This is a genomic window from Cobetia sp. AM6 (assembly GCF_009617955.1).
Lineage (GTDB): Bacteria > Pseudomonadota > Gammaproteobacteria > Pseudomonadales > Halomonadaceae > Cobetia > Cobetia amphilecti.
Genome location: NZ_AP021868.1, coordinates 79,541 through 104,731, shown reverse-complemented (window position 1 = coordinate 104,731; position 25,191 = coordinate 79,541). Strand labels below are relative to the sequence as shown.

The 25,191-nt window shown below is 54.6% G+C and carries 22 protein-coding genes and 3 pseudogenes; 12 read left to right on the top strand and 13 right to left on the bottom strand.

From position 1 onward, the window contains the following. Positions 1-19 precede the first annotated feature (19 nt). A pseudogene (locus tag CLAM6_RS00480) lies at positions 20-721 on the bottom strand (ATP-binding protein); the annotation flags it as partial. A 141-nt stretch (positions 722-862) separates the two neighbouring features. Here CLAM6_RS00480 and CLAM6_RS00475 point away from each other — a divergent pair. The 6 genes and pseudogenes from CLAM6_RS00475 (at position 863) to CLAM6_RS00450 (ending at position 8,095) form a co-directional block, all read left to right on the top strand. Beyond that, positions 863-1,543 (top strand): TnsA endonuclease N-terminal domain-containing protein, encoded by a 681-nt coding sequence (locus tag CLAM6_RS00475; protein WP_153635037.1) that lies wholly within the window; start codon positions 863-865, stop codon positions 1,541-1,543. Then, entirely contained in the window at positions 1,536-3,464 is a 1,929-nt protein-coding gene (locus CLAM6_RS00470) for a Mu transposase C-terminal domain-containing protein (RefSeq protein ID WP_153635036.1), read from the top strand. Before CLAM6_RS00475 ends, CLAM6_RS00470 begins: the two co-directional genes overlap by 8 nt. After that, positions 3,461-4,345: a TniB family NTP-binding protein gene (locus CLAM6_RS00465; RefSeq protein WP_141440362.1), complete on the top strand. Its 885-nt coding sequence runs from the start codon at positions 3,461-3,463 to the stop codon at positions 4,343-4,345. The genes CLAM6_RS00470 and CLAM6_RS00465 overlap by 4 nt, the downstream gene beginning before the upstream one ends. Further along, positions 4,345-5,211: a TniQ family protein gene (locus CLAM6_RS18170; protein WP_153635035.1), complete on the top strand. Its 867-nt coding sequence runs from the start codon at positions 4,345-4,347 to the stop codon at positions 5,209-5,211. Before CLAM6_RS00465 ends, CLAM6_RS18170 begins: the two co-directional genes overlap by 1 nt. Then, positions 5,177-6,318 (top strand): annotated as a pseudogene (locus CLAM6_RS00455) (IS3 family transposase). Before CLAM6_RS18170 ends, CLAM6_RS00455 begins: the two are co-directional and overlap by 35 nt. A gap of 871 nt (positions 6,319-7,189) precedes the next feature. Beyond that, positions 7,190-8,095, top strand: a complete 906-nt coding sequence (locus CLAM6_RS00450) for a hypothetical protein (protein WP_153635033.1) — start codon at positions 7,190-7,192, stop codon at positions 8,093-8,095. 116 nt (positions 8,096-8,211) lie between these two features. Here CLAM6_RS00450 and CLAM6_RS00445 read toward each other — a convergent pair whose 3' ends face one another. After that, entirely contained in the window at positions 8,212-8,742 is a 531-nt protein-coding gene (locus CLAM6_RS00445; protein ID WP_242007720.1) for a L,D-transpeptidase, read from the bottom strand. Positions 8,743-8,763: 21 nt separating this feature from the next. On the opposite strand from CLAM6_RS00445, the gene CLAM6_RS00440 reads away from it, so the two are divergent. Next, positions 8,764-9,938, top strand: a protein-coding gene (locus tag CLAM6_RS00440) for an IS3 family transposase (RefSeq protein WP_242007794.1) whose coding sequence is annotated in 2 segments (ribosomal slippage) — positions 8,764-9,019 and positions 9,019-9,938 — 1,176 coding nt in all. Because the reading frame shifts where the segments join, the coding sequence is not laid out codon by codon here. Positions 9,939-9,947: 9 nt separating this feature from the next. Here CLAM6_RS00440 and CLAM6_RS00435 read toward each other — a convergent pair. The 4 genes and pseudogenes from CLAM6_RS00435 to CLAM6_RS00420 all read right to left on the bottom strand — a co-directional run. After that, a pseudogene (locus tag CLAM6_RS00435) lies at positions 9,948-10,514 on the bottom strand (L,D-transpeptidase family protein); the annotation flags it as partial. A gap of 53 nt (positions 10,515-10,567) precedes the next feature. After that, positions 10,568-12,100 carry an apolipoprotein N-acyltransferase gene (lnt, locus tag CLAM6_RS00430; RefSeq protein WP_153635032.1) on the bottom strand — a complete coding sequence of 511 codons (1,533 nt, stop codon included), beginning with the start codon at positions 12,098-12,100 and terminating at the stop codon, positions 10,568-10,570. A gap of 4 nt (positions 12,101-12,104) precedes the next feature. Beyond that, positions 12,105-12,608, bottom strand: coding sequence for a signal peptidase II (gene lspA, locus CLAM6_RS00425; RefSeq protein ID WP_127062891.1), 504 nt, complete (start codon positions 12,606-12,608; stop codon positions 12,105-12,107). After that, the gene (locus tag CLAM6_RS00420) at positions 12,605-14,791 is read right to left on the bottom strand and encodes a heavy metal translocating P-type ATPase (RefSeq protein WP_153635031.1); all 2,187 of its coding nucleotides are present in this window, start codon (positions 14,789-14,791) and stop codon (positions 12,605-12,607) included. The genes lspA and CLAM6_RS00420 overlap by 4 nt, the downstream gene beginning before the upstream one ends. A gap of 86 nt (positions 14,792-14,877) precedes the next feature. On the opposite strand from CLAM6_RS00420, the gene CLAM6_RS00415 reads away from it, so the two are divergent. After that, complete coding sequence (locus CLAM6_RS00415) at positions 14,878-15,336, top strand: MerR family transcriptional regulator (protein WP_127062889.1); 459 nt, start codon at positions 14,878-14,880, stop codon at positions 15,334-15,336. Between the two features lie 28 nt (positions 15,337-15,364). Here the strand turns inward: CLAM6_RS00415 and CLAM6_RS00410 are convergent, their stop codons facing one another. The 3 genes from CLAM6_RS00410 to CLAM6_RS00400 form a co-directional block, all read right to left on the bottom strand. Next, entirely contained in the window at positions 15,365-15,640 is a 276-nt protein-coding gene (locus CLAM6_RS00410; RefSeq protein ID WP_242007719.1) for a ZIP family metal transporter, read from the bottom strand. Positions 15,641-15,772: 132 nt separating this feature from the next. Then, positions 15,773-16,534, bottom strand: a complete 762-nt coding sequence (locus CLAM6_RS00405) for a ZIP family metal transporter (RefSeq protein ID WP_232774881.1) — start codon at positions 16,532-16,534, stop codon at positions 15,773-15,775. A 141-nt stretch (positions 16,535-16,675) separates the two neighbouring features. Further along, the gene (locus tag CLAM6_RS00400) at positions 16,676-17,572 is read right to left on the bottom strand and encodes a cation transporter (protein ID WP_085920394.1); all 897 of its coding nucleotides are present in this window, start codon (positions 17,570-17,572) and stop codon (positions 16,676-16,678) included. A gap of 98 nt (positions 17,573-17,670) precedes the next feature. Between CLAM6_RS00400 and cadR the strand changes: the two genes are divergently transcribed. Further along, positions 17,671-18,078: a Cd(II)/Pb(II)-responsive transcriptional regulator gene (gene cadR, locus CLAM6_RS00395; RefSeq protein ID WP_085920374.1), complete on the top strand. Its 408-nt coding sequence runs from the start codon at positions 17,671-17,673 to the stop codon at positions 18,076-18,078. Between the two features lie 93 nt (positions 18,079-18,171). On the opposite strand, the gene CLAM6_RS00390 is transcribed toward cadR, so the two are convergent. The 3 genes from CLAM6_RS00390 to CLAM6_RS00380 form a co-directional block, all read right to left on the bottom strand. Next, a complete protein-coding gene (locus tag CLAM6_RS00390; protein ID WP_153635030.1) occupies positions 18,172-19,161 on the bottom strand; it encodes a M23 family metallopeptidase in 990 nt (329 codons plus the stop codon). Beyond that, entirely contained in the window at positions 19,161-19,838 is a 678-nt protein-coding gene (locus tag CLAM6_RS00385; protein WP_022521292.1) for a DsbA family protein, read from the bottom strand. Before CLAM6_RS00385 ends, CLAM6_RS00390 begins: the two co-directional genes overlap by 1 nt. 113 nt (positions 19,839-19,951) lie before the next feature. Then, positions 19,952-20,866, bottom strand: a complete 915-nt coding sequence (locus tag CLAM6_RS00380; protein ID WP_083007650.1) for a cation diffusion facilitator family transporter — start codon at positions 20,864-20,866, stop codon at positions 19,952-19,954. A gap of 204 nt (positions 20,867-21,070) precedes the next feature. Between CLAM6_RS00380 and CLAM6_RS00375 the strand changes: the two genes are divergently transcribed. From CLAM6_RS00375 to CLAM6_RS00365, 3 genes are all read left to right on the top strand, one after another. Continuing rightward, entirely contained in the window at positions 21,071-21,748 is a 678-nt protein-coding gene (locus tag CLAM6_RS00375) for a bile acid:sodium symporter family protein (RefSeq protein ID WP_242007718.1), read from the top strand. Positions 21,749-21,805: 57 nt separating this feature from the next. After that, positions 21,806-22,980 (top strand): IS3 family transposase gene (locus tag CLAM6_RS00370; RefSeq protein WP_242007794.1). Its coding sequence is split into 2 segments (ribosomal slippage): positions 21,806-22,061 and positions 22,061-22,980, totalling 1,176 coding nucleotides; the frame shifts between segments, so codons are not numbered across the junction. A 69-nt stretch (positions 22,981-23,049) separates the two neighbouring features. Continuing rightward, a complete protein-coding gene (locus CLAM6_RS00365; RefSeq protein WP_242007717.1) occupies positions 23,050-23,250 on the top strand; it encodes a hypothetical protein in 201 nt (66 codons plus the stop codon). Between the two features lie 110 nt (positions 23,251-23,360). Here CLAM6_RS00365 and CLAM6_RS00360 read toward each other — a convergent pair whose 3' ends face one another. Then, complete coding sequence (locus tag CLAM6_RS00360) at positions 23,361-25,130, bottom strand: hypothetical protein (RefSeq protein ID WP_153635029.1); 1,770 nt, start codon at positions 25,128-25,130, stop codon at positions 23,361-23,363. Positions 25,131-25,191 lie beyond the last annotated feature (61 nt).

Here is a 25,191-nt window from a genome sequence, read left to right as displayed (position 1 = left end):
AGCCATCACCCGACTTCCCTCAAGCAGTGTCACGCTGTGAGCCGGCACCCGGGCGTGCCGGGTCTCTGCCCATCATGCGGTCCAGCTGGCGATAGCCGATGGCCTCCATCAGCTGCGGCCGCTGCACACCGTCCTGGTCGATCAGATCACTCAGTGTCAGCGCGACACGCAGCACCCGGTGATAGGCGCGCGCCGAGAGATTGAGGCGTGACAGCACGCCGGCCAGCCACTGGCGCTCGCCGTCTTCCAGCTGACAGGCGGCTTCCAGCGCGTGGGTATCCAGATGAGCATTCAGGCCGCCGCGTGCCAATTGGCGCGCGCGAGCGGCCAGCACTCGTTCGCGCACGCCGGCCGAGGCCTCGCCGGGGGTGGCGGATGTCAGCTCCTCGGCGGGCAGGCCCGGCACCTCGACCTGCAGGTCGATGCGGTCCAGCAACGGGCCGGACAGACGCGCCTGATAGCGCTGGATCTGCGCTGGGGTGCAGCTGCAATTGCGGCGGCTGTCGCCAAGATAGCCGCAGGGGCAGGGGTTCATCGCCGCCACCAGCTGGAAGCGCGCCGGGAAACGGCGTTGATGGCTGGCGCGTGAGATCAGGATACGGCCACTCTCCAGCGGCTCGCGCATCACTTCCAGCACGCCACGGTCGAACTCCGCCAGCTCATCCAGAAACAGCACGCCATGATGCGCCAGCGACACCTCGCCCGGGCGCGGCTTGGAGCCACTGTCATTTTCAGCAATTAATGCGACCCTCAGCACGTAATATCGGGCTATTATGGTAGTCTATGCAGGATTGAATGCGACAGAATTAATAGCAATTGCTGCGACAGGCCACGTTTTATTCAACATTTGGTGCGACTGCTCATGCCACTGCCTACATCTGTTCGTAAAATCGGCCCTACCCGACGAAGTGTGTCTGGCTACTATGCCTTTCGCGGGGAGGAGTCTATTGCGTTCGAGTCGACGCTCGAACGTGATTTCCTCATAAAGGCTGACTTTGATGTGAGCGTCCTTGGTGTGATATCCCAGCCGTGCGAGATCTCGTTTCATCATCCAGTGACCGGTAGGCGTTACACCTACACGCCGGATTATTTAGTTTATTACCGTCTCGGTAACCGTCATTACAAGGACTACCCGAAACCTCTCCTGGTGGAAGTCAAACCACGGGAAAAGTGGCAAGAACATTGGCGTGAATGGTCGCCTAAATGGAAGGCGGCTATGCGGCATGCCAGCAACGAGGGATGGTCGTTTAGCATTCATGATGAGAGCCGCATTCGTGATAAGACCCTGGACAACATCACTTTCTTGGCGCGTTACAAACGAATGGTGTTTCCCTCTGTTGAAAGCCAGGCAGTGCTCAATACGGTGAGGGAGATGGGGGTAGCGACCTTGGATTACCTGCTGTCTCGGCACTTCATGGGTGACGTTTATCGGGCAGAGGGAATTGCACACTTATGGCACCTGCTGGCGACTCGGCAGCTAGATTGCGATATGGCTCAATCCTTTAGCCCTCTATCAGAGGTGTGGGTACCCGATTATGAATAATCATCGTGACAACACAGCTGAACCCAGTAGCGGCGTCGCCCAAACACGCCAGCACTTGCAGATCACGGTGGGCGAGCAGGTTCAGAAAGATGGCACCGTTTACCGAATTTCTCAGGTGCTCGATTTTGAGACGGTCATTGGTATTGCCGTTGAGTCCGGGCGTAGTTGTCCGCTTCGCATCAGTGAATTAACGCCTCTCAATAGCGGGTCTGCTCCGCCTGAGCAGGATATGTCCGAGATTGGGGATGCTGATTGGCGGGAGGCCGAGCATCGTTTTTCCATCATTAAGCCCTTGGTGGATCGCCATACCGTAGGGCGAGATGCAGCGGAGGAACGTGCTAAACAAACGGGAGTGGATACGGCCACGATCTACCGCTGGCTGAAGCGGTACAGGGCAACGGGCTCGGTACTCGCCTTGATTCCTCAAAAGCCAGGGTGGAAGAAGGGGAAGTCGCGTATACCCGCGCATGCTGAGGCGGTGATTCAGGAAGTCATCAAAGACGTGTATTTGACGCTGCAGCGTCCCTCAGCACAAAAGGCGGTACAGGAGGTCATGCGTCGCTGCCACGAGCGGCGCATTGATCCGCCGAGCCCTGGTACCGTTCGTGCTCGTCTGCGTGACATCCCAGAGCGCGACCGATTGCGTGGCCATGGCTTTAGAGAAAAAGCGATTAATAAGTTTCAGCCGGCTGCCGGGAAGTTTCCCAATGCGGATTATCCGTTAGCCGTCATGCAGATTGACCACACGCCTGCCGATATTATTTTGGTTGATGACGTGCATCGCAAACCGATTGGCCGTCCATGGATTACGTTGGCCATGGACGTGTGTACTCGCATAGTCACGGGATATTACTTGTCGTTTGACCCGCCCTCTGAAACATCCGTTGGCATGTGTGTGGCTCACTCCATGCTTCCTAAAGATGAGTGGTTGCTGCTGCATAACGTGGAGGCTGAGTGGCCAGTATGGGGCACACCCGCCACGATTCATGTCGATAACGGCCCAGATTTTCGCTCAGAGACGTTTCGGCGCTCTTGCCTAGCCTACGGGATCAATCTTGAGTTTCGGCCTGTTAAGCAGCCACGTTACGGGGGGCATATTGAGCGGGTGCTAGGGTCTCTTCTCAAAGAAATCCATAACCTGCCTGGGACGACCTTCTCCTCCATTAAAGAGAAAGAAGGGTACGATCCAGAGAAACACGCGGCCATGACGAAAAGCGAGTTTGAAGAGTGGCTCGTAACGTTGATTTGTAAGGTTTACCACCAGCGCCTTCATTCTGGGATTGGTATGTCACCGATGAGGAAATGGGAAATCGGTGTGTTTGGCAATGCTGACGTGCAGGGAGTGGGCTTAGCACCACGACCTGCTGATAGACTTTCTGTATTGCTCGACTTTTTGCCCAGCTTTCAGCGCACGATCCAGACCTTTGGTGTGACCATCGATGGCATGAACTATTACGACGAGGCGTTAAGGCCATGGATCAATGCTAAAGATCCAGACACACCAAGCAAGAAACGCACTTTTGTATTCCGGCGCGACCCTCGCGACATTAGCGTTATTTGGTTCAAAGACCCGGAACTAGGGCACTATTTTCGCATTCCCTTTGCCAACCTTGCCCTCCCCTCGATGAGTGTTTGGGAGTATGCCCAGGCTAAAGCGCGACTTCGGCAGGAAGGAAGAAACTCGGTCAATGAGACTGAAATTCTACGCGCTATTAGTGAACTGCGAACCCATGTGGAGGAGTCGCAAGAACGCACCAAGCGAAGTCGCCGTCAGGCACAACGACGTAAAGAGCATGAGAAGAAGGTGACGCCTGCAGATCCCCTTTTACATGCTCCCTCAACCGCGGCCCCCCAAGAGTCACCCGCTCAGGGAGATGGTCTCTTATCGGGTGATATCGATGTGAACTGGGACATAGCATGAGCACACACCTTCATCCTGATCTTCGTCATGTCTTGGGGCTGTCCGCTAAAGAGCGAATGGAGTTTATGGATCAACCGCGATGGTTGGGGTATCCATTGGCCAATCGTGTCATTGAGGTCATGCGTGGGCTGATGGAGAAGCCTAGTCGCCCTCGTATGCCTAACCTTTTGCTCGTGGGTGACTCCAACAACGGAAAGACAACCATCGTTCAACGGTTTCGTAAACAGTACGGTGAAGGCTACGTGAATGAAGACGTAGAACCGGTGAAACCCGTGATCGTCACTCAAGCCCCACCGAGTGCCGATGAGAAAAGTCTGTATATCGCAGTGTTAGAGAGCTTTTGGGCTCCCTATCGGCCTTCAGACCCGGTACCTAAGCTACGCTACCAAGTGATTCATCAACTGCGGGCTTGCCATACCCGTTTGTTGATCATTGATGAGTTCCACTCACTGTTAACCGGTGGTGCCGTCAAGCAGCGCGAAACGATGAATGCCATTAAGCTCCTATGCAACGAGTTGATGATTCCCATCGTGGGTGTTGGTACGCAAGATGCTGTGCGTGTGCTGCATTCAGACCCGCAGCATGCGAGTCGCTTTGATGTGGTCGCGTTACCCAAGTGGGAGCTCAATCAGGAGTTTCAGAAGCTGCTCGCTGGCTTTGAGAAGATATTACCGCTCAAACATCCTTCCCAACTGCATGAGCCACAATTGGCGACCCAGCTTCACGCGATCTCTGGCGGCAATTTTGGCGACCTGCACCGGCTGCTGATTGAGTGTGCCAATGCCGCTATTTTGTCCGGGGCTGAGCGTATCGATGAGAAAATTATTCAGAGTAAATCATGGGTGCGACCTACCCGTGGCATTAGGGAGGTGATGCTGTAATGCCCTGGGCGCTGAGTGTGCCTCTGTTGTCTGAAGAGTCGCTTTCTTCATGGCTGGTACGGGCGGCGTTGAGACAGGGGTGTGATCCTTTGTCGCTCACCGGGGCTATCTGGCCAACATGGCGTATATGGACAAGGGATATTGATAGGGAAATTCCCCTCGTAAGAATGCGCCCATTAGTCAATGCATCGGGGATATCGTCCGCTGAGTTTCAGAAAGCTGGGGTGCGTGACGATTGTGAGAAAGTGGCCGGTTACTCATTACCGGAAACGCGGACTTGGCCCTGGTTGTTGGCACTCGGCAGCCGAAATCGAACCCGCCATGGAGGACAACAGGTATGCACGTTGTGCTTGGCAGAGGACTCAACCCCTTACTTGCGCCGACACTGGCGATTCGCTTGGCACACTGGGTGCCGCTTTCATGGGGTGCAGCTGATAGATGAATGCCCAGCATGCAAGGCCCCTATAGAGCCCCATCGCCTGTCAGCGGAAGATCAACATTTAGCTCAGTGCAGTCGGTGCCATGACGATTTTAGAAAGGTGGTATGCACGTTGCATTTAGCAGAAGCGTTCAGTGTTCAAGTGATGGCAGATCGTGCTTTAAAAAGCAGCAACGTGACGTTTAGGGAGGCCCCTATCGCACCCGCCGATTGGTTTTCTATGGTGGCCTTCTTTATTGGCGTTGTTCGGCGTGCAAGTCGGCGGCCTGCGTCCCCCCTGGCCGATGCGCTTCTGTCATTGGGCATTTCGGTTACGGATAGTCGAATGCTGAAGTGGTCCAATTGGAGCGGACACCCCGATAAGCCTCATAATAGAGGCGATGGAGGTGTTCATGACCAAGAAGACTCGACGTCGGTATTCCGATGAATTCAAGGCCGATGCGGTGAGCCTGGTGAGCGATCAGGGATATACCGTATCCGAGGCAGCTCGGCGCCTGGGAGTTGACCGTAGCTTGTTGGACCGTTGGTGCCGCAAGCAACGTCAACAGACTTCAGGCGCCTCGAGCCAACACGCGGATGATCGCGACGACGAGATCAAGATGCTCCGCGAAGAGGTTCGTAAGCTTCAGATTGAAAAGGATATTTTAAAAAAGGCGGCGGCCTTCTTCGCCAAAGAATCGAGCTGAGATATCAGTTCATCGAATCGGAGAAGGCCGCCTATCCAGTGGCCTTGCTGTGTCGGGTCATGCAGGTCAGCCGGAGTGGTTTCTATGACTGGCGACGGCGTGGCCCAGATGATCATCGCCAGGCCCTTCACCGTGAGGTCAGAGAGATCCACCGCCGGAAGCGAGGCAGCTACGGCAGCCGCCGCATCGCCAAAGAGCTGCAACGTCGTGGCTACGAGGTTGGCCGTTACCAGGCCCGGAGTCTGATGCGGGAAGCCGGCGTAGAAGCAAAGCAGCGGCGCCGCTGGCGTCATACGACCGACAGTGAGCACAGCCTCCCGGTGGCGCCCAACCTGCTCAACCGTCAGTTTTTGGTGTCGGAACCGAACCGGGCCTGGGTGGCCGATATCACGGCGATCTGGACGTTGGAAGGGTGGCTCTACTTGGCGGCAGTGCTCGATCTCCACGACCGGCAACTTGTTGGTTGGGCGATGGCAGACCACATGCGCACACAGTTGGTTCTGGACGCCTTGGAGATGGCCGTAGGGCGCCGGCAACCCAAGAGCAGATTGATCCACCACAGCGACCGCGGCAGCCAGTACGCGTCACATGACTACCGATCCACGCTGGATCGGCACGGGTTCCAGACCTCCATGAGCCGCAAGGGAAACTGCTGGGACAATGCTGTTATGGAGCGGTTCTTCGGCTCACTGAAAAGCGAGTGGCTGGCTGACCAGCGATATGGAACCCGCCAAGCAGCACGGCGAGATGTGATCGAATATATCGAGATGGAGTACAACAGCTGCCGACTCCACTCGACCTTAGGCTACCGAACGCCGAGGGATATTGAACTGGCTGCTGCGGCTTAAAAATGTGTCCGCTCTCACTTGACCAGAACATGCCTTTGTCTGGGCTGGCGTTTGAACTGTTGCCTGTCAGCGAGCGTAGTGCTTTATTGGCGTCGGTGGAGCGTTTGCTCAGTATAGGCGTTGAGGAAACGTTCAGTGCGTTGGTCGCGTTCAATGTGAAAACGAGCGCGCTTCATGACCACCGAAAGTCACCCCCCGTTGTGTTGTTGCCGCTGCTATTACGGTTATCTCACCACCCTCATGGGCCGCATCGTCACCGCGTTCCACCGGCTCATCGCCCCATGTCGGAACGCGCTGTTAGAGCCTCATGGGCGCGTTTAAAACGCAGAATGAAAGCGGAGCCAACCTTTTGAAGCAACACCAAACGGTAGACTGTGATGAGTGTGGCCAGGAAGTCTCCAAATTGTGGCGACGCCATAAGGGCCATGGTTACTGCTCAACTTGCTATGCTCGTGTGTTTAAGCGGCGGATGTGCCCACGATGTGGTGAGTTAGCCCGTCTGCCAAAGAATGACCTAGAAGCCGTCTGTCGCCAGTGTGACGTTGACAAACCGTGTGCGCGATGTGGAAAAGCCAGTTCAGACTACAACATCGGCAAGGTCACTCCCTACGGCCCTGTCTGTATCGCTTGCGCTCCCTATTTCAGAGAGCCAGAGCCCTGCGAGGCGTGTGGAGAATCCTCTCAACGTCTTACCCGGGTGAAGCGTATGGGGCATGATCATCGCTTATGTCCACGCTGTGCGACGGCAGATCACGGTACCTGTTCCGCGTGTCGTCGACATCGCTTATTGGTCATGACATCCAGCGGTGACGCATTGTGCAAAGCCTGTTATGAGCAAGGTGAGATTGCCTGTCCATCGTGTGGCCATCCTATGCCTGCAGGTCGAGGCGATGTCTGTGAGCCCTGCTACTGGACACGAACATGCCGCAAGCGGATCTCCATTGGCCAAGCCGGTATCACCACCAACGTACTAAGTAAGGCATTTGGGGAATTTGGTGAATGGCTGATTCGTGCCACGGGGCCGCATAAGGCTGCCCTCAAGATCAATCATTTCTTCTCGTTCTTCCTTGAGATCGACCAGGCATGGTCACGGATACCGAGCTATTCGGAGCTACTTCATCACTTCGGGGCTGAGGGGTTGCGGCGTGTAAGACTTCCTATGCGATGGCTGCATGAAGAGCAAGGGGTAGAGACGGATCACCAAGCAAAGAAGATCGACTCAGAGAAACGACGTATCAAAGCGTGTCTAAGGTCTATGCCGTCCGCTTCTATATCAGAAAAAGCGCTGCATGCTTATTGGCAGCAATTGGAAACCCGTATAGAGGCGGGCAAAACGTCCCACACCTCCGCACGACTTGCACTAAGAGCGGCAGCCGCATTGCTACTCGCTACTGACCGGGAGGGGCAGCGACTGCCTCAACAGGGCGATGTGGACAACTATTTGCAGGCGGTGCCTGGACAAGCAGCCTCGGTGACGGGGTTTACTAATTTCTTGAATCGCCAACATGCCACCACGTTGGCTCCTCGGGTGGATGTAAAACGGGCAAGAAAGCGGCGAAAAGAAACACTAGCCCGCACCCTGATGACGATGGCCCGGTGTGCTGATCAAGGAGAGGCCTGGAGGGAGGCATGGATCGTTGCTGCCATGGAGTATTTCCATGACACAAAAGTAACGCAGAAAATGCTTCGACAACTGACCGTAGAGCGGACGACAGACGGGATACAGGTGGTAATGAGTGACGTTACCTACTGGCTGCCTCTGGATATTGAGTGCTAAGACACTGATAGCGCGCAGTCACTTGGAGGGCTCCGCGCGAATGTCGCCCCGCCGTTTGGACGGGGCTATGGCTCTCTACCTATATGCCAGGGCTCAACGGTGTGCCAGAAGGCGTGTCATGACCGTTGAGATGACGTCAGATCCTGGTCTTCATAAATGCCCTTGATAGACTTCTCTTCTGGGCTGTGGCGCTGTGGTTCCTGTTCCTGATTTGGATGTAGGGGGGTTATAAGCCCGTTAGAGAGTGACAGGACATCGCTGAGCTGCTCGTAATCGAGGTTTACGTTATCGACATTGTATTGGTTTAGGCGTGTCATGGTCTCTGTGAGTGCGGTCATACTGTGCTCTTCTGCTCCAAGCGGCGGAAAGGCTTGAATCAGCGGCTGACCGCCTTCCCAACCTATCTTAATCGGCTGATTGATGATGTTGACTTGGGTGCCGGGTGGAATGCGGTCAAATATAGATTCAATGTCTTTGGGTAACATGCGGATACAGCCTCGGCTTGCGCGCATGCCAATGCCATCGGGCTGGTTGGTGCCGTGAATCAAATAGCCATCGAAGCCTAGGATGATGGCATGGTCTCCTAGCGGGTTATTGTAGTGGCACAGTGAATCTGGCCACCTGACTTTGAGTGTATGATGGCTCACAGAGACAATCAGGTGCAGATGATGACGAAGAAGAGAACGTTTAGCCCGGAATTTCGCTTGGAAGCGGCCCAGCTCGTGGTCGACCAGGGCTACACGCTGAAGGCGGCGTGTGAGGCTATGGGAGTTGGCAAATCCACCATGGAGTATTGGGTTCGCAGGCTTCGCGCTGAGCGAGCAGGCAAGGCGTCGCTGAAAGGTGAGGCTCTGACGCCGGAACAGCGTGAGATCCAGGAACTGAAGCGCAAGCTGCGGCGAGTGGAAGAAGAGAAGGCAATATTAAAAAAGGCTACCGCTCTCTTGATGTCGGACTCCCTGAGCAATTCTCGATAATCGAGCGACTTGAAGAGAGCTACGCGGTGCAGCACTTGTGTCAGGTGTTTGGGGTGCATCGCAGTAGCTACCGGGCTTGGCGTAGTCGGGATAGAAGACCTTGTGAGACTGAGCAGAAGCTGCTGGATCAGGTTGTCGAGGCGCATACCATCAGTAACGGCTCTGCCGGCGCTCGCAGCATTGCAAAAATGGTCACGCAGGCAGGAATACAGTTGAGTCGTTATCGGGCCAGCAGGCGGATGAAGCAGCTGGGGCTGATGAGCTCGCAGCCGCCGAGGCACGCCTACAAGAAGGCTGATCAGCCACACCTGGATATACCGAATGTTCTTGATCGGGAGTTCGATGTAAAGAAGCCCAATCAGGTATGGACCGGCGACATTACCTATATTTGGACAGGGGCACGCTGGGCTTATCTGGCAGTGGTCATCGACTTGTATGCTCGTAAACCCGTGGGGTGGGCATTGTCCCTATCGCCGAACACGGAGCTGGTAAAGAAAGCGCTGACCATGGCCTACGAATCGCGTGGAGAGCCACGGAATATCCTGTTTCATTCGGATCAGGGTTGCCAGTACACCAGCCGGGCATTCCGGCAGATGCTCTGGCGCTACCGAATGACACTGAGTCTCAGTCGCCGTGGCAATTGCTGGGACAATGCCCCAACAGAGCGCTTCTTCAGAAGCCTGAAAACGGAATGGATACCAGAGATCGGCTATCCCGATGTTGCTGCGGCGAAGCGATCTGTCACTGATTATATGATCGGTTACTACAGCAGCCTGCGGCCGCACAAGCATAACGATGGGATACCGCCGAATTTGGCAGAAAAGAACTACTGGAATGCTCAAAGCTCGGTGGCCAAAAGCACTTGACCACTACATATCGGGGCCGGGTGGCACAACGCTGGGCGCGGTTTCACCGCGTGCTTCTGCTTCGCGTTTTACCGACTCAGGCGGGTACCACGCGGGGTTTTTAATGTTCATGGTGGTCTCGGTCACGCCTAAAGGAGTATCAAACCCTTCGCGACCAATGCCAATAGGATAGGTCTCAACACGCGGTGTCTTACCGTTTTTGACATCTGGGTAGTAGTAAAGCCGCAGCTCGGCGATATTGATAACGATCCCAGTACGCTCCACATTCGGCAGAATAAAACGTCCCGGAATAGTCACTTCCGTGCCCACCCCTGGAACCCAGATGCTAACCTCTGGGTTTGCACGGATCATCTCCAAATAGCCAAGGTTGTGACGCCTGGCAATATCTATCAAGGTATCGTCGTAATCCTTTACGATAAAGGTGTCAGCCTCTCCGATAATATTACCTTCCTCTGGTAGCGGGTAATGCCCCTTGGGCCATTCTGTCTCCTGGGCCGTGGAAGGTTGTGTCGCCATGGCAACAGTGGGCCATACCAGAAATGAAATCACCACACTCACGATGAAGCCGATCTGCATTGGCCATGGGAGGAATCTCTTAAGTATTACTGCGTTCTTTGCCAGGAGCATCGCTAGGTTCCTTTTTCATCTAATGCGTCGTTTTTTGATCGAGATAAGTTCAGTTTTAACCCGAGCAGCGTCAGTAAGGCAGCGAGTATCCAAGCGGGGCCACTACCGGTGCATGTGAAAGGAGTTAGGCCCTGCATCGGGGTCACCTCGCCAGTTAAACTGGCCTGTTCAAACTGTGGGGCACGGGCTGTGACGTGACCTTGTGAATCGATGATGGCCGTCACGCCATTACTGGTAGCTCGAAGTAGGTGACGACCATTTTCAAGGGCACGTAGACGCGCCATTTGAAGATGTTGGTGTGGGCCAATGGAACGCCCAAACCACGTATCGTTGGAAACCGTTAATAGCAGCTCGGCATTACGCGCTTGTTGGGCGACGTGGTCGGCGAAAATGATCTCGTAACAGATGGCAGTGCCAATGGCAGTGCCAGCCACGTGTAACGGAGCCTGTTCGTCTGACCCTGGGGTCAGGCGAGGTACTGGCAAGTCGAAAAAAGCAAGGGTGCCAGCGAGGAGACTTTGGAATGGCAAATACTCGCCAAAGGGCACCAAGTGCGCCTTCTGGTATTCGCCCTGCACATCATTTAGCCCTATGACGCTGTTATAAGAGCGCCCTTCACTGTCGCGTTGCAAAATGCCGGTCAACAAGGCGGTGTCAGGCCCCAGATCGGACGCTACTTGCTCAAGTATTTGCTGTGCTTCCTGCTCAAGCATGGGAAGGGCTGCCTCGGGCCAAACGATGAGATCGATATCCCTTGCTTGCTCCCGTGTCATCGCCATGTAGATACTGATCGCCTCGCGCTGCCCTTGGGCAGTCCACTTAATGCGCTGGTCAAGATTCCCTTGCAGCAATGCCACCCGGATGGGCTTGCCAGCCGGGGTTGTCCATTGGGCTGGCAATAGGAATGGAACGATCCACAAGGCGGCCATTGGGACAAGGAAACTCCAGCGGCGACGCAGTACCTCTACCCCTAACGTACCTGTCAGCGCGGTCATGAGTGACAGCAAGTACACACCACCAACGGGCGCCCATGGGGCTAGTGGAGAATCAATCTGAGAGGTGCCCAGCAATAACCAGGGAAAGCCGGTGAGCAACCAGGTGCGTAGCCATTCGCTCACCACCCACATACCGGCAAAGCTAAGACAGGCTAACCGTGGCCCCGTGATGCGCCGATAGAGCCCAAAGGGGATTGCAAAGAAGAGCGCCAGGGCGCTGACAAAAAGAGTGGTGAGGAGCATCGCCACCAAGGCCCCGGTGCCACTGAAATCGTGAATAGCAACGAAGACCCACGATGTGCCAGAACCGAACAGGCCTACCCCATAGCACCACCCACGCAGGGTGGCCATGGCGGGCGTTAGCGACTGTATCTTCCAATAGACCAGTGCCACGGCCACTGGGCCAAGCCACCATAGGGAAAAGGGGGCGGCACTCAAGGTGGTCAGTACCCCAGCGGCGAGCGCTACAACGCAATCGACTATTGGTGAGGAGCGCCCAGCAAAAAGCGTATATTCTTTATCTTTATCGACCACATCCATAGCGTTACTCAGAGCGCTTAAAAGCAGGACTTTCACGCCATAATGCCACTGCGAACATCAATACACCTGCAAACAGAGCGATATCGGCCATGTTAAAGGCGGGCCAATGCCATTCGCCCCAGTAAATGTCCAGATAGTCGACGACGTACCCTCGCGCTAAGCGATCAACGGTATTACCGAGCGCGCCGCCAAGAATCAGGCTGTACGCACAGGCCTCCAAGCGCGACAGGGGTTTGCATAGCTGCACAACCAATACGACGACCACCACCAACGCTAAACCAAGAAAGAGGTAGCGCTGCCAACCCCCTGCTTCTGCGAGAAAGCTGAAAGCGGCTCCTGTGTTCCCGGTATAAACCCAGTTAAAAAACGGCGTTAGCGGAATGACTTGGCCAAACGACATCTGGGCGTGCACGATTTCTTTGACCAGTTGATCGGCTAGAGCCAACACGCAAGCAAATGTGAACCATGGCCAACGTCGTGAAGGGCTGTCGTGTTGCGCTGTGCTCATGACGTTGTTTTTCCTTGTGACAGGCCTGTCAATGCGGTACTGGGCGAAAAGCGATAACCCAGCAGTCGCATGGCGTTCAACGTCACAAGGACGGTAGCACCGGTATCGGCCATCACCGCAATCCACATACCGGTAATACCCAGCGCTGTGGTGACCAGGAAAATGGCTTTTAAGCCAAGGGCGAGAACAACGTTGGTTTTCACATTGCGCAGCGTGGCACGAGAGAGGTCTATCAGCTCAGCGATGCCGGTAACGCGGTTCTTGAGCAAGGCTGCATCGGCGGTTTCCAACGCCACATCCGTGCCGCCCCCCATCGCGATACCCACATCGGCTGCCGCGAGTGCCGGTGCATCGTTGATGCCATCGCCTACTTTACCGATGGGGCCACGGCCTGCCGCTTGCCAGTCTCGAACATACGCTGCCTTGTCTTCAGGCATTAGTTCGCCGTACGCTTCAATGCCTAAGCGACCCCCCGTGGCAGCGACGGTGCGGGCATTGTCACCGCTGAGCATGACCGCCTGTACGCCTAAACGGGATAGCGCCGCTAGGCCTTCAATGGCATCTTCGCGTGGCTCATCGCGAACCGCGATCAAGCCCAACAAACGCTCGCCTTCGACGAGGAGAGCGAGGCTCTTACCGGCTTCTTCTAACGCGATAATCCGAGCACTGAGACTTTCCTCAAGGATGACTTGCTCGTGAAGGTGACGAGGCGTCATTAAGCTCAGCTCGCGACCCTCCACCCGGCCTGAGACACCGCGCCCCGCCAAAGCACGACTGCCAGTGACGGTGGGGAGGTTTAGGCCTGACTGTCGGGCATGCTCAACGATAGCCATGGCGATAGGGTGACTGGAATCTCGCTCTATCGCAGCGGCGAGCCGCAATACGCTGTTATCGTCTTCCTCAGCGATCCAAGACTCCACATCTGTGACTCTTGGGGTACCCGCAGTGAGGGTGCCCGTTTTATCTAATGCCACCAAGCGAAGCTTACCTAACTGTTCAAGAACGGCTCCCCCTTTGATCAGTAGGCCGCGCCGAGCGCCCGCCGAGAGGCCTGCGGCGATGGCGGCTGGGGTGGAAATGACTAACGCGCAGGGGCATGCGATTAACAGCAATGCTAACGCACGGTAAATCGACTCCGACCATGCCATGGTCGATACCAGCGGTGGCACTATCGCCATCAGGAGGGCGAGTAAGACGACGGCGGGCATATAGTAATACGCAAAACGATCAATAAAGCGTGCTATCGGTGCCTTGGCGGCCTGTGCTTCTTCAACCAGGCGAATAACGCGTGCGATCGTATTGTCATCAGCGCCTCGTGTTACCTCCACCTCCAGGGCGGCATCAAGATTCACTGTGCCAGCAAAAATGTCATCACCAGGCGCTCGCGAACGGGGGATGGACTCGCCGTTAACCGGCGACTCGTCAATGTCGGAGGTGCCCACCAGGATGCGTCCATCGCAGGGAACGCGATCACCGGGCCGCACCAGCACACGCTGACCGGGTTTAAGTGACTCCGCCGAGACGTCACGCAGATGGCCGTTGTCCATCAGCCTCGCCGTTGAGGGTGTTAAATTTGCCAAGGCTGAGATACTGCGGCGCGCCCGAGAAGCAGCTACCCCTTCGAGTAGCTCACCTACGGCGAACAAGAACACGACCATCGCAGCTTCAGCGGCAGCATTGATGGCCAATGCGCCAAGCGCAGCGATGCACATCAGCATCTCGATGGTAAAGGGGTTGCGCATCTTGAGGGCACCCCAGGCACTCTGCGCAATGGGCATTAAGCCGACCAGCGTAGCCAGAATGAAAGGCACATTGCCCAGCGCAGGCCATGCTAAACGAAGCGCGAAGGCCACGATCAGCAGATTTCCTGTGATAATGACCAAGCGCCCTTTAGCGGTTTGCCACCAAGGGGATGCAGAGCCAGATGCGTGTGTTTGGCCATCATGGGAAGCCACTTGATAGCCTAGTTCGTTCAGGATGCCCTCAATGGTCTTTCGCGAGGGGGCCCCGTGATCGTGGTGATGAATCTTCACCGATCCCGTGACCGAGCTTGCCGTGACTTCCTCAATGCCGTCCAGCCGCTCTAGCGCCGACACGACCTTGCGCTCACAACCGCCGCAGTCCATGCCTTCAACACGCAGCGTCAAAAAGGTAGGCGCTGTCGCCTGCGTTGATGTTTTCATGGTGCCTCTTCTCCCAATGGGCTATGGTTTCGCAGTGTAAACCTTGTAGCAACTATAGCTTCAAGCCCTGCGTAAGGAGTTTTACCATGTCGATGATGGGGCAAAGTATCAGCATTGGTGAGTTAGCACGACGAGCCGATTGCAAACCTGAAACGGTTCGCTATTACGAGCGTATTGGGCTGTTGCGCGATGCGACACGAACCGGTGGGGGGCAGCGCCGCTATGGAGACGACGCTGTGCGGCGCTTGACCTTTATTCGTCATGCCCGAGACTTTGGCTTTTCGGTAGAGTCAGTGCGAGAGCTTTTGGCCATGTCAGATCAACCTGACATGCCTTGCCAAGAAGTCGATGCCATCGCCACGCATCACCTAAAGAAAGTGGAATCCCGCCTTCAACGACTGTCCGCACTGCGTGAGGAGCTTCAACGGATGGTCACACAGTGTGCCGGTGGCAAAGTGGAAAGCTGCCGAATCATTGAGGTCATCAGTGATCATCAGCTCTGTATCACTGAAAAATCGCACGGAGGGGCTCACGACTTGGGTTAGAACTAACGCTACGCCCCACGCCCACTGGTTAGCCCAGAGAAACATCCAAAAACAGCATGAGTACCAATCCGATGGAGAGGCCCAGCGTGGCCTTTTTTTGGTGCCCGCTCCGATGAGTTTCGGGAATAATCTCATGACTAATCACATACAGCATCGCTCCCGCCGCAAAGGCCAAACCCCAGGGAAGTAGCGCTTGTGACATGCTGATGACTCCAGCGCCTAATAAGCCACCCAACGGTTCAACAAGCCCCGTAAGGGCGGCAATCGTCCATGACCGCCAACGTGAATAGCCCACGCTTGGCATTCTTGCACATCAACCCATTCGGCGGGATTGACCTGGGGGGAAAGTGAATATTTCTGTCCACGACTAGGTGCACCGTAAACAGGGGCTGCTTCGTGGGCCAGCACGACAGGGGCTTTATTGGAGAGCTGTACATTAGCCTTGTGACACAACCCCTTCCAAGCCTGCCGATACCAGAACGAACAGGACAAAGCCGCCTATGAAGGCCAGCGGCGAGACGTGGGTATCTTCTCCGCTCTCATGAGCCTCGGATATCATGTCCTCGATGGCAGCGACCGTGAGAAGGCCTGCCGTGAACGTCAATGCCGCTAGCTTGAACGCTTCCGGTAGGTCCCTGAGCACGAAATAAGCGAAGATGGCTGCCGAGAGTACGGGAACCGCCAAGGAGGCAGAGATCAGCAAGCGCTTGCTGCGGGGAATTCCTTTGTCTTTCATGTTGGCGATCATCGCGAACCCCTCAGGGCCATCCGCGAGCACCTGCCCCGCCGCCAGTATTATCGCGACCGACGGTGAGACCGCCGACCCCGCCCCGATCAGGAGGCCATCGCTGAACAGGTCGATGGACACGGCGATATAGATCATCCAGACACTCGTCTGACTGCCTTCTTTCTGCTGACCTTGCCGCTTCTGGAGACTCTCAACGAGCTTCTCAAGGCCTACGTAAACAATGCCACCCAGCGCGAAAGCGAGGGCGATTAGCCAGGCTGAAAGGCTCTCCAGCACACGTGGCATGATTTCCACCGCCACCACCGCAATGACGAGGCCGGCAGCACCGTGAAGGGCGTAATTGAGACGGCGCCCTGTCGTTCGGGAGGCCTCCGCAGCAAGCCCGCCGCTGAAGTTTCCCAACGCGGGCAACAGCGCCAAGCCGAGTACCAGCCAAATACTATCCATCATCTTCCTTCCTTGGTAGATTCCTAGATACGCTGCCTTACTAGTTCCGGACCTCACGCTACTCGTAGTCGTTCAGGCCTAGCGCACTTGTACAGCCACTTCGATTAAGTGTCCCAGGCATCGATAGCTGCATACCGTGCAGCCTTATGCCTTGAGCGCTAGGATGCGCCGGGCGCCGTTGAGGACGATCAGGCCCACGATGGTACCGATAATCAGGTCAGGGTAGCTAGACCCCGTCCAGGCGACCAAGGCACCGGCGGTGATGACGCCCATATTGATCAACACATCATTGGCCGAGAATATCCAGCTTGCCTTCATATGCGCGCCGCCCTCGCGGTGCTTGTATATCAACAGCAGACAACCGGTATTGGCGATCAACGCGACGAAGGCGATGGCCATCATCATCAGTGATTCGGGCTCACTGCCGAATACAAAGCGTCGCACCACCTCGACGAGCACGCCGATAGCCAAAATCAGTTGCAGTACCCCAGCCAGATGCGCGGCACGTACCTGCATCTTCGCACTGTGCCCTACGGCATAGAGGGCCAGGCCATAGACAGCTGCATCGGCAAACATGTCCAGGGAATCAGCGATCAAGCCGGTAGACTGGGCGATCAGGCCAGCAGTCATTTCCACCACGAACATGAGCGCATTGATGCCGAGCAACACGCGCAGGGTGCCAGACTCCTGCGTCGCAGAAGCCGCCGAGCTCTCAGCGGCCCTAATTGTCTCTGGGTCGGCAATGACAGTTTCCTGAAGAGAAGCACCTAGCCCCAAGGTTGCCAGTTTCGCGGTAATGGGCTCAGCCTCACCATCATGCAAGACCTCCAACCGGCGGTTCGACAAGTCAAATGACAGCGTTTGAATCTCATCAAAGCCATTCAGCGCCAAGCGGATCATCCGTTCTTCTGAAGGACAATCCATCTTCGGCACGGCATACACACTGACATACTTCCCTGACGCTTCGGAGAAGACCGGCATATCGGTATCCGTTGCAGACGTTGCGTCGCAGCCACATGGGCCTCCACAGGTTTTACGCACGGTACGGCTCCAGTTAGCCAACATAGTTTGTCATCATTTAAAACTATATAGTCACTATAAGGTCAATAGGACAGATGATCCGTTAAGGAGTAAGCCTGATGCGCATTGGTCAGTTAGCCCAGATAGCGGGTATCGACACGCAGACGATCCGCTTCTATGAAAAACAGGGCCTGTTGCCGCTGCCAGACCGCCAGCAGAATGGTTACCGCATTTATAACGAGAAGCATGGTGAGCGGCTTGCCTTTATCCGTCACTGTCGAATCCTTGATCTGTCACTGACAGAGATTCGCGAGCTACAACGCTATCAGGACGACCCTCACCAGCCGTGTACTGCCGTCAACGCAATGCTGGATGAGCACATCTCTCATGTGCAATCGCAGATAACCGCTCTGCAAACGCTTGAGAAACATCTCATTTCACTGCGAGCATGTTGCAATGATGATCGAGAAATTGAAGCGTGTGGCGTTCTTGCCGGAATTAGCGAAGGAAATATGTACTCACAGTAGGCTCAAGCATCAACCAGATATTCCGATGAGAGGTCGGTTTGCCTCACTCTCATGCAAAGGTGACACCCACCATTTAATCCACTTATCTAAATTTTATTGCTCGTTAAGTGAAATCAGAACGTAAATAGAAGCCGTACCGATAGCTTGTTCTAAGCGATCTCTTGCCTCGTAAAGTGACGCTTGATATTCACTTTGAGTCGGCTGTTCGCCTAGCATGATGCGTTGACCTTGACCAAGGGGATCAACAGGCTGGTTATTGACTCTCACTTCGTAATGCAGGTTGGAGCCCGTGGCGACCCCGGACGAACCTACCTCTCCGAGCGACTCTCCCGCGTTGACTAAATCCCCAACCACTAGCTGTGGGGAGATTCGGCTAAGGTGTGTGTAGCGACTAATGGCCCCTGTGTCGTGCTCCACCTCGATCACCTGCCCATATCCCCCTTGGCGACCCATAAAGGATACGCGCCCAGGTGCGGTGGCAATGACCGGCGTTCCTGTCGGCGCAGCCAAGTCAATTCCATTATGAGGACGCATCCCTCCATACACAGGATGTCGCCGATTCCCAAAGCGAGACGTTAAGCGGGCACTAAGCACGGGCAACCGCAACGTGCCTAGCAGGGTGTCGCTTTTGAAAAGAGCTACGTCCCCCTTTTGGGTGACCGGCCAAACGACCTCCAAGGGCTCTGCCTGATCAGGCAGAGCTGCATAACTGAGGCGTGGTGGCCCAACACGGGTGCCGTCCTGGCGTCGATCTTCCTCCCACACTAATTGAATACGTTCACTGCCAGAAAACTCCAGCGGCGCTGCGATAAACTCGCTGAGCAGTATTTCCAGTTTACTGGCGAAACGCGTAGGGACACCTTCTGCTGCTAAAGCCTCGTAGAGGGTGGTATCAATGATGACATCACGCCCAAAGGTTAGGGTATCAACGCTATCAAGCGGTAATGTGCCTTCTTGCTCGCTAGTCGCTTGTAACCTGACAGGGCTAAGTTCAGACGGCGGCAACGAAAGATGCGTTTGCCAATTGGCTTCGGCTAGCAAGGGGTAAAAGCCCACCAAGCCTAGTAACCACCAGCGCTGCATCACTGGCCATCCTCTTCCCCAGAGATCTCCGCTACTTCACTCTCGACGGCATCAATCAGCTCTTGCATACCAAAGGGGTCTAAAGGCTCGCCATTGACAAAAAAGGTGGGTGTTTGGCGAATCTGATTGGCTCTGACATCCGCCATGTCTTGGTCAATCACCGCCTGCACCTCAGCAGAAGTCAGTTGCTCTTCGGCAGCCGCTAAATCAAGGCCCCCTTGGCTCGCGATATCGAGGATAGCGGATTCATCAAAACTGCCATGTGAAGCCCATTGATCCTGGCGAGCCAGCAGCCTCTCCAGTACCGGTTCAAAGACGCCCTGACGACGAGCAACTTCTAATACCCGAATGGCCTTATCAGATACGTCGCCGTGGAAAGGAGTGTAGCGCACGATGAGCCGCACTTTTTCTGGGTAGGTTTCCAGAATACTTTTTGTCAGTGGGTAGAAGGCACGGCAGGCTTCGCAAGCCGGATCGAAGAATTCCACAATCGTCACCGGCGCGTCTTCTCGTCCCAAGATGGGGGAGTGTGAACGCACCAAGGAGTCCTCGGCCTGGACACCGCTCTCTTTTGCTGCCTGAGCTTGCATGTCTAAGAGGGCAGGCTTCGATACGGCGACGATTGCAGCGGTCAGCATTAACGTACCAGCTAATATAAAAGACGCTTTTTTGAACATGTTTCTCTCTCTGTCTCAACGATGGGGTGGAAAAGTAGGGTTGAAAAATAAGCCAATCGCTATGGGAGTAAGTCGCTCGCTACCTACCTGAGCCGGGAGTCGGCCTCGGTCTGTCACTCGTGCCCATATAGATTGGCATTTTGATGCGCGTGATCACTATGCTCAAACTCTAGGCTGGAATGAGCAATACTGAAGCGCATTTTAAGCTGCTCCTTGATCTCTGCTTTGACGGATTCAAGCTGCTGCCAGCCGGTTTCTGTCAGAACCACGTGGCAGTCAAGGGCTGCCATGTTTTCCTGCATCTGCCATAGATGCACATGGTGAATATCCTGGACTCCCTCGATATTTCGGACGGTCTCAACGACTGCCTGCCCGTCAATGTCCGGGGGAGATCCCAGCATTAGCGTACGGATAGGGCCACCAATTTCAGAGAAGGCAAGGTAAAGAATATATAGCGCAATCCCTATCGTGATGGCGGGGTCTACCCAGCGCATGTCGTACAGTAAAATAAGCGAACCACCGATAATCACAGCGATGGAGGCAAACGCATCCGATAAGTTATGCAGAAAAAGGGCGCGGATATTGACACTCTCTTTTTGCATTGACCACGTGAGCACGGCGGTAAGGGCATCGACGACAAGCGCGACGCCACCAATAATCACGATTGTCCATCCCTCTATCTCAGGGGGATCGATCATCCGCATAGCGCCTTCGTAAATCAGGTAGACGCCGACGATAATGAGGGTGGTGTAATTGATGAGTGCTGCCACTATCTCGATGCGGCCATAGCCAAAGGTCATATGCGCATCGGCAGGCCGTCTGGCGATTTTACGAGCAGCAAAGGCAATGACTAACGCTGCCATGTCAGAAAAGTTATGTAACGCATCAGCGATCAGCGATAGGCTCCCCGCCATAATGCCACCGACAATTTGAGCGATGGTTAAGAGCCCATTGGCCCAAATGGAGATGCTGACGCGCCGGTCGCCAGAGGCAGGATCAATGTGGGGATGATCATGATGATGTCCCATCTGTTACCCTCTCTCGAATTATCTGTTCTTGGTACTATAAAACCTCTAGCAACTAAAGCTTCAACCCTTGAGCATTGTCTATTTGCACCCCTGGATTGGGAAGAGCGTCCCTTGCTCCCAAGCAAGTCATGGCGTGCTGGGCCGAAGTGATCATGTTTTAGGTACGGAGCTCAATCCACTTCAACCGGTAACGTCCAATCCACCATGAGTAGATTCATTTATTTTGTCGAGGCGCACCTTGTCTGGTTTGTGATGTTCGTCGCGGGGGTAGGCTTACTCTTTCCGGCCACCGGAATAATACTTGAGTTCGCGATTGGGCCATTACTGGCATTACTGATGTTGATCATCAGCCTCACATTCGATGCGCATGCAGTGCGCATCGTGTTCCGTAAGCCGTCACGGCAGTTGTTGGCATTGGGGCTGGTCTATGGGCCGATGTCGATTGCCGGGTGGCTAACGGGCCGTCTATTTTTTGGAAGCGGCCCGCTGGCTGCTGGCCAAACCTTGCTCGGCACTCTGCCGACGGATGTGTCCTCTCCTCTTTTGGTACTGATGGCGAAAGGCAATGTGGCGCTTGCCGCTGTTTTCAACGCAGTCAACACTGCGTTATGTCCGTTTATTGTTCCCTTCCTGTTTTTATGGCTCACTGGCCTCCAGTTAGACGTACCGCTGGGCTCAATTATTCTTGAATTAACACTGATTGTGCTTGTTCCTACCGTGATTGGGGTCAGCTTGCGGACAAAGTTCTCGACTTTCTTTGCACGGCATGATTCAGCGTATGCAGGGATAGGGTCAATTTTGTATCTGCTGATCCTACTCGCTGTGGTCGGGCCGAATGCCGCCACGATCATTGGCTATGGTGGGTATGTAGTGGCACAGTGAATCTGGCCACCTGACTTTGAGTGTATGATGGCTCACAGAGACAATCAGGTGCAGATGATGACGAAGAAGAGAACGTTTAGCCCGGAATTTCGCTTGGAAGCGGCCCAGCTCGTGGTCGACCAGGGCTACACGCTGAAGGCGGCGTGTGAGGCTATGGGAGTTGGCAAATCCACCATGGAGTATTGGGTTCGCAGGCTTCGCGCTGAGCGAGCAGGCAAGGCGTCGCTGAAAGGTGAGGCTCTGACGCCGGAACAGCGTGAGATCCAGGAACTGAAGCGCAAGCTGCGGCGAGTGGAAGAAGAGAAGGCAATATTAAAAAAGGCTACCGCTCTCTTGATGTCGGACTCCCTGAGCAATTCTCGATAATCGAGCGACTTGAAGAGAGCTACGCGGTGCAGCACTTGTGTCAGGTGTTTGGGGTGCATCGCAGTAGCTACCGGGCTTGGCGTAGTCGGGATAGAAGACCTTGTGAGACTGAGCAGAAGCTGCTGGATCAGGTTGTCGAGGCGCATACCATCAGTAACGGCTCTGCCGGCGCTCGCAGCATTGCAAAAATGGTCACGCAGGCAGGAATACAGTTGAGTCGTTATCGGGCCAGCAGGCGGATGAAGCAGCTGGGGCTGATGAGCTCGCAGCCGCCGAGGCACGCCTACAAGAAGGCTGATCAGCCACACCTGGATATACCGAATGTTCTTGATCGGGAGTTCGATGTAAAGAAGCCCAATCAGGTATGGACCGGCGACATTACCTATATTTGGACAGGGGCACGCTGGGCTTATCTGGCAGTGGTCATCGACTTGTATGCTCGTAAACCCGTGGGGTGGGCATTGTCCCTATCGCCGAACACGGAGCTGGTAAAGAAAGCGCTGACCATGGCCTACGAATCGCGTGGAGAGCCACGGAATATCCTGTTTCATTCGGATCAGGGTTGCCAGTACACCAGCCGGGCATTCCGGCAGATGCTCTGGCGCTACCGAATGACACTGAGTCTCAGTCGCCGTGGCAATTGCTGGGACAATGCCCCAACAGAGCGCTTCTTCAGAAGCCTGAAAACGGAATGGATACCAGAGATCGGCTATCCCGATGTTGCTGCGGCGAAGCGATCTGTCACTGATTATATGATCGGTTACTACAGCAGCCTGCGGCCGCACAAGCATAACGATGGGATACCGCCGAATTTGGCAGAAAAGAACTACTGGAATGCTCAAAGCTCGGTGGCCAAAAGCACTTGACCACTACAGTATGCGTTTGTGATTGCGGGGGCGGCCCTGTGCCTCAATTTGATTGGGTACCTGGTAGGTATGTCCTCACGGTTACTCACTTCTGATCGCAAAGAGGTGATTACCTATCTTTTCACGGTCAGTAAAAAGGAATTCAGCATCGCCGCAGCGTTTGTCGCTGCTTCCGGTTTGCCATCAGAAATCGCGATTCCAGCCGCTTTTTTTGCCGTGATTCAAATGATCACTTCGCCCATCGCAGCGAAGATCCTCGCCCGCCACTGAAGGGATGGCCGTATCGGCTCTCCGTCAGAAGAGCAACCTGCACACGGGGTGTACAGGTTGCTCTTACCGACAAAACAGACACCGCTACTCATAAAGGTGGCAAATAGTACCTATGCTAAGTCACTGCGACCAATACTGACCTTGCTAAAAGCATTTAACACAGAGGCTTCACAGGGTATCTGTTCCTTTTTGGATTTAGGGTGCTTGAACGTATCGGCGAATCCTGGGCAGTGACGAACTAGTTTTTGGACAACACCTTCTACGTGCCGCACGTTAGACAGCACTTGGCGTAACCACTGCTCGAAGCTGCCTTGGTGGCTCAGCGTGAAGACCAAACCTTTATAGGAAGGAGGCTTGGATGCCTCCTCGCTACCGCCAGCTCTGGGTTTTGGAGGGCGTCGTTGAATCTCCATGAGATAGAGTGTTTGATCTAACAAATGCACCCTAATGACGAGCACCCCGCGAGGTACCTTGGTCTGAGTATCAATGTAAACCCAATTGGCGACTGTCGTTTTCACCTCCTCGTCTATTTCGAAAGGTTCGAGGCTGATCAACCGAGGGTCGGGGGAAGTGCTAAAGCCGTCTTCAAAGGTAAACCAGCTAACGCCACGAATCGTTGCGGGATAGGCCGATTGTAAATAGAGAAGCGCATTCCACATATCACGTAGAAAGCCCTGTGATTCCAGTGTAATAGGAGCATGAATAGAGGCCTGTCCGACCCCTTTTCCTGATCCATGTGGCTCCCCAGTGGAGAAAATGGTTTCGTCACCCGGAACGGGGACGCCTCGTGTATCGGGCACATTTTTTCGAGTATATCGTTTATCCAAGACGGCGCGAGGCTTACCTAAAATAACGAATTCGTCCTCAGTAAGGTCTAGCCAGGAAGAACCGTGGTCGGGCTCGTCATCATCCGTCAGGTCAATGACATCGGGGATGTCTTGAAGCTGATGATAGGGGAACTGAGAGGGGGCATCGTCGCCATCGGTGGCTGGTACTGTCGTTGATTTCTCTCTTTCGCGGTGGATCGTGGCACCATCGGGCTGCATACAGCCTAATATCTGCAAGCCTAGGAATGTGTTGCCACCATCAATTGGAACGCCAGAAACAGAGATTTCCCCGCTGCCTTGAAACCATGGAGTGACTTTTAAAAGCATCTTATCTTGGGGGAAGCTGGCTTCAGTCTGCGCATAAATATCTCTGGCAGCTTGTTCGGCATAGGGGTCGTACAGCATGTGCGCGAGCAAAATCGCATCGTGCCTATGAACACGATATGTAAATCTGACCGGCCAGGTACCTGGCGATGGGGGCGCATTAAGCGGTCGATAAAGCCGTTCTTTGACCTCCTCCCAACAGTAAGTGGCGAGCACACGCTTGATTTCAGATGATCGACCGTAAACGCGTGCAAAAAATTCGGTGCAAGGGATGAGCAGATGTTTGCCACCTGGGAGGTCAAATTCAATCAGGTACGATTTGTGTTTTCTGTCCAGCGGTAAATAGCTTGCCTCATGAAAGGAGGTATAGAGGCTGCGCCCTGCTTTGTGTAAGTCGTCTAAGGAGACAATCCGCCAGCCGCCCGGAGAGAACGAAACAGGGAATGTTTTCTCCTCAAATGCGATGCGGGAGTTGCTCACGCCCTTTTCCCAGACGGAGCCGATTCTCAATAGCCCGACATGCGTTAAGACCGTCGTTCGCTTAATCACATCTCCTAATTTGTTCTCCTGATCAATAGGTCTTAAAAATACATAAATTTTAGGGACGCTTTGTGAGCGGATATTTTTGAAGATAGGCCCGTACCACCAAACGACCAAGCGCTCAGTTTCGTCTTTAAGGGTGCCATCTTGAAAGCTAAAGGTTCTGCATTGTTTGAGAGAAACGGTCACAAGGGCGTGCTCTATGTAAACTCAACATAGAGATTGTCGCAGTAATTATTGTTTAGTCGCA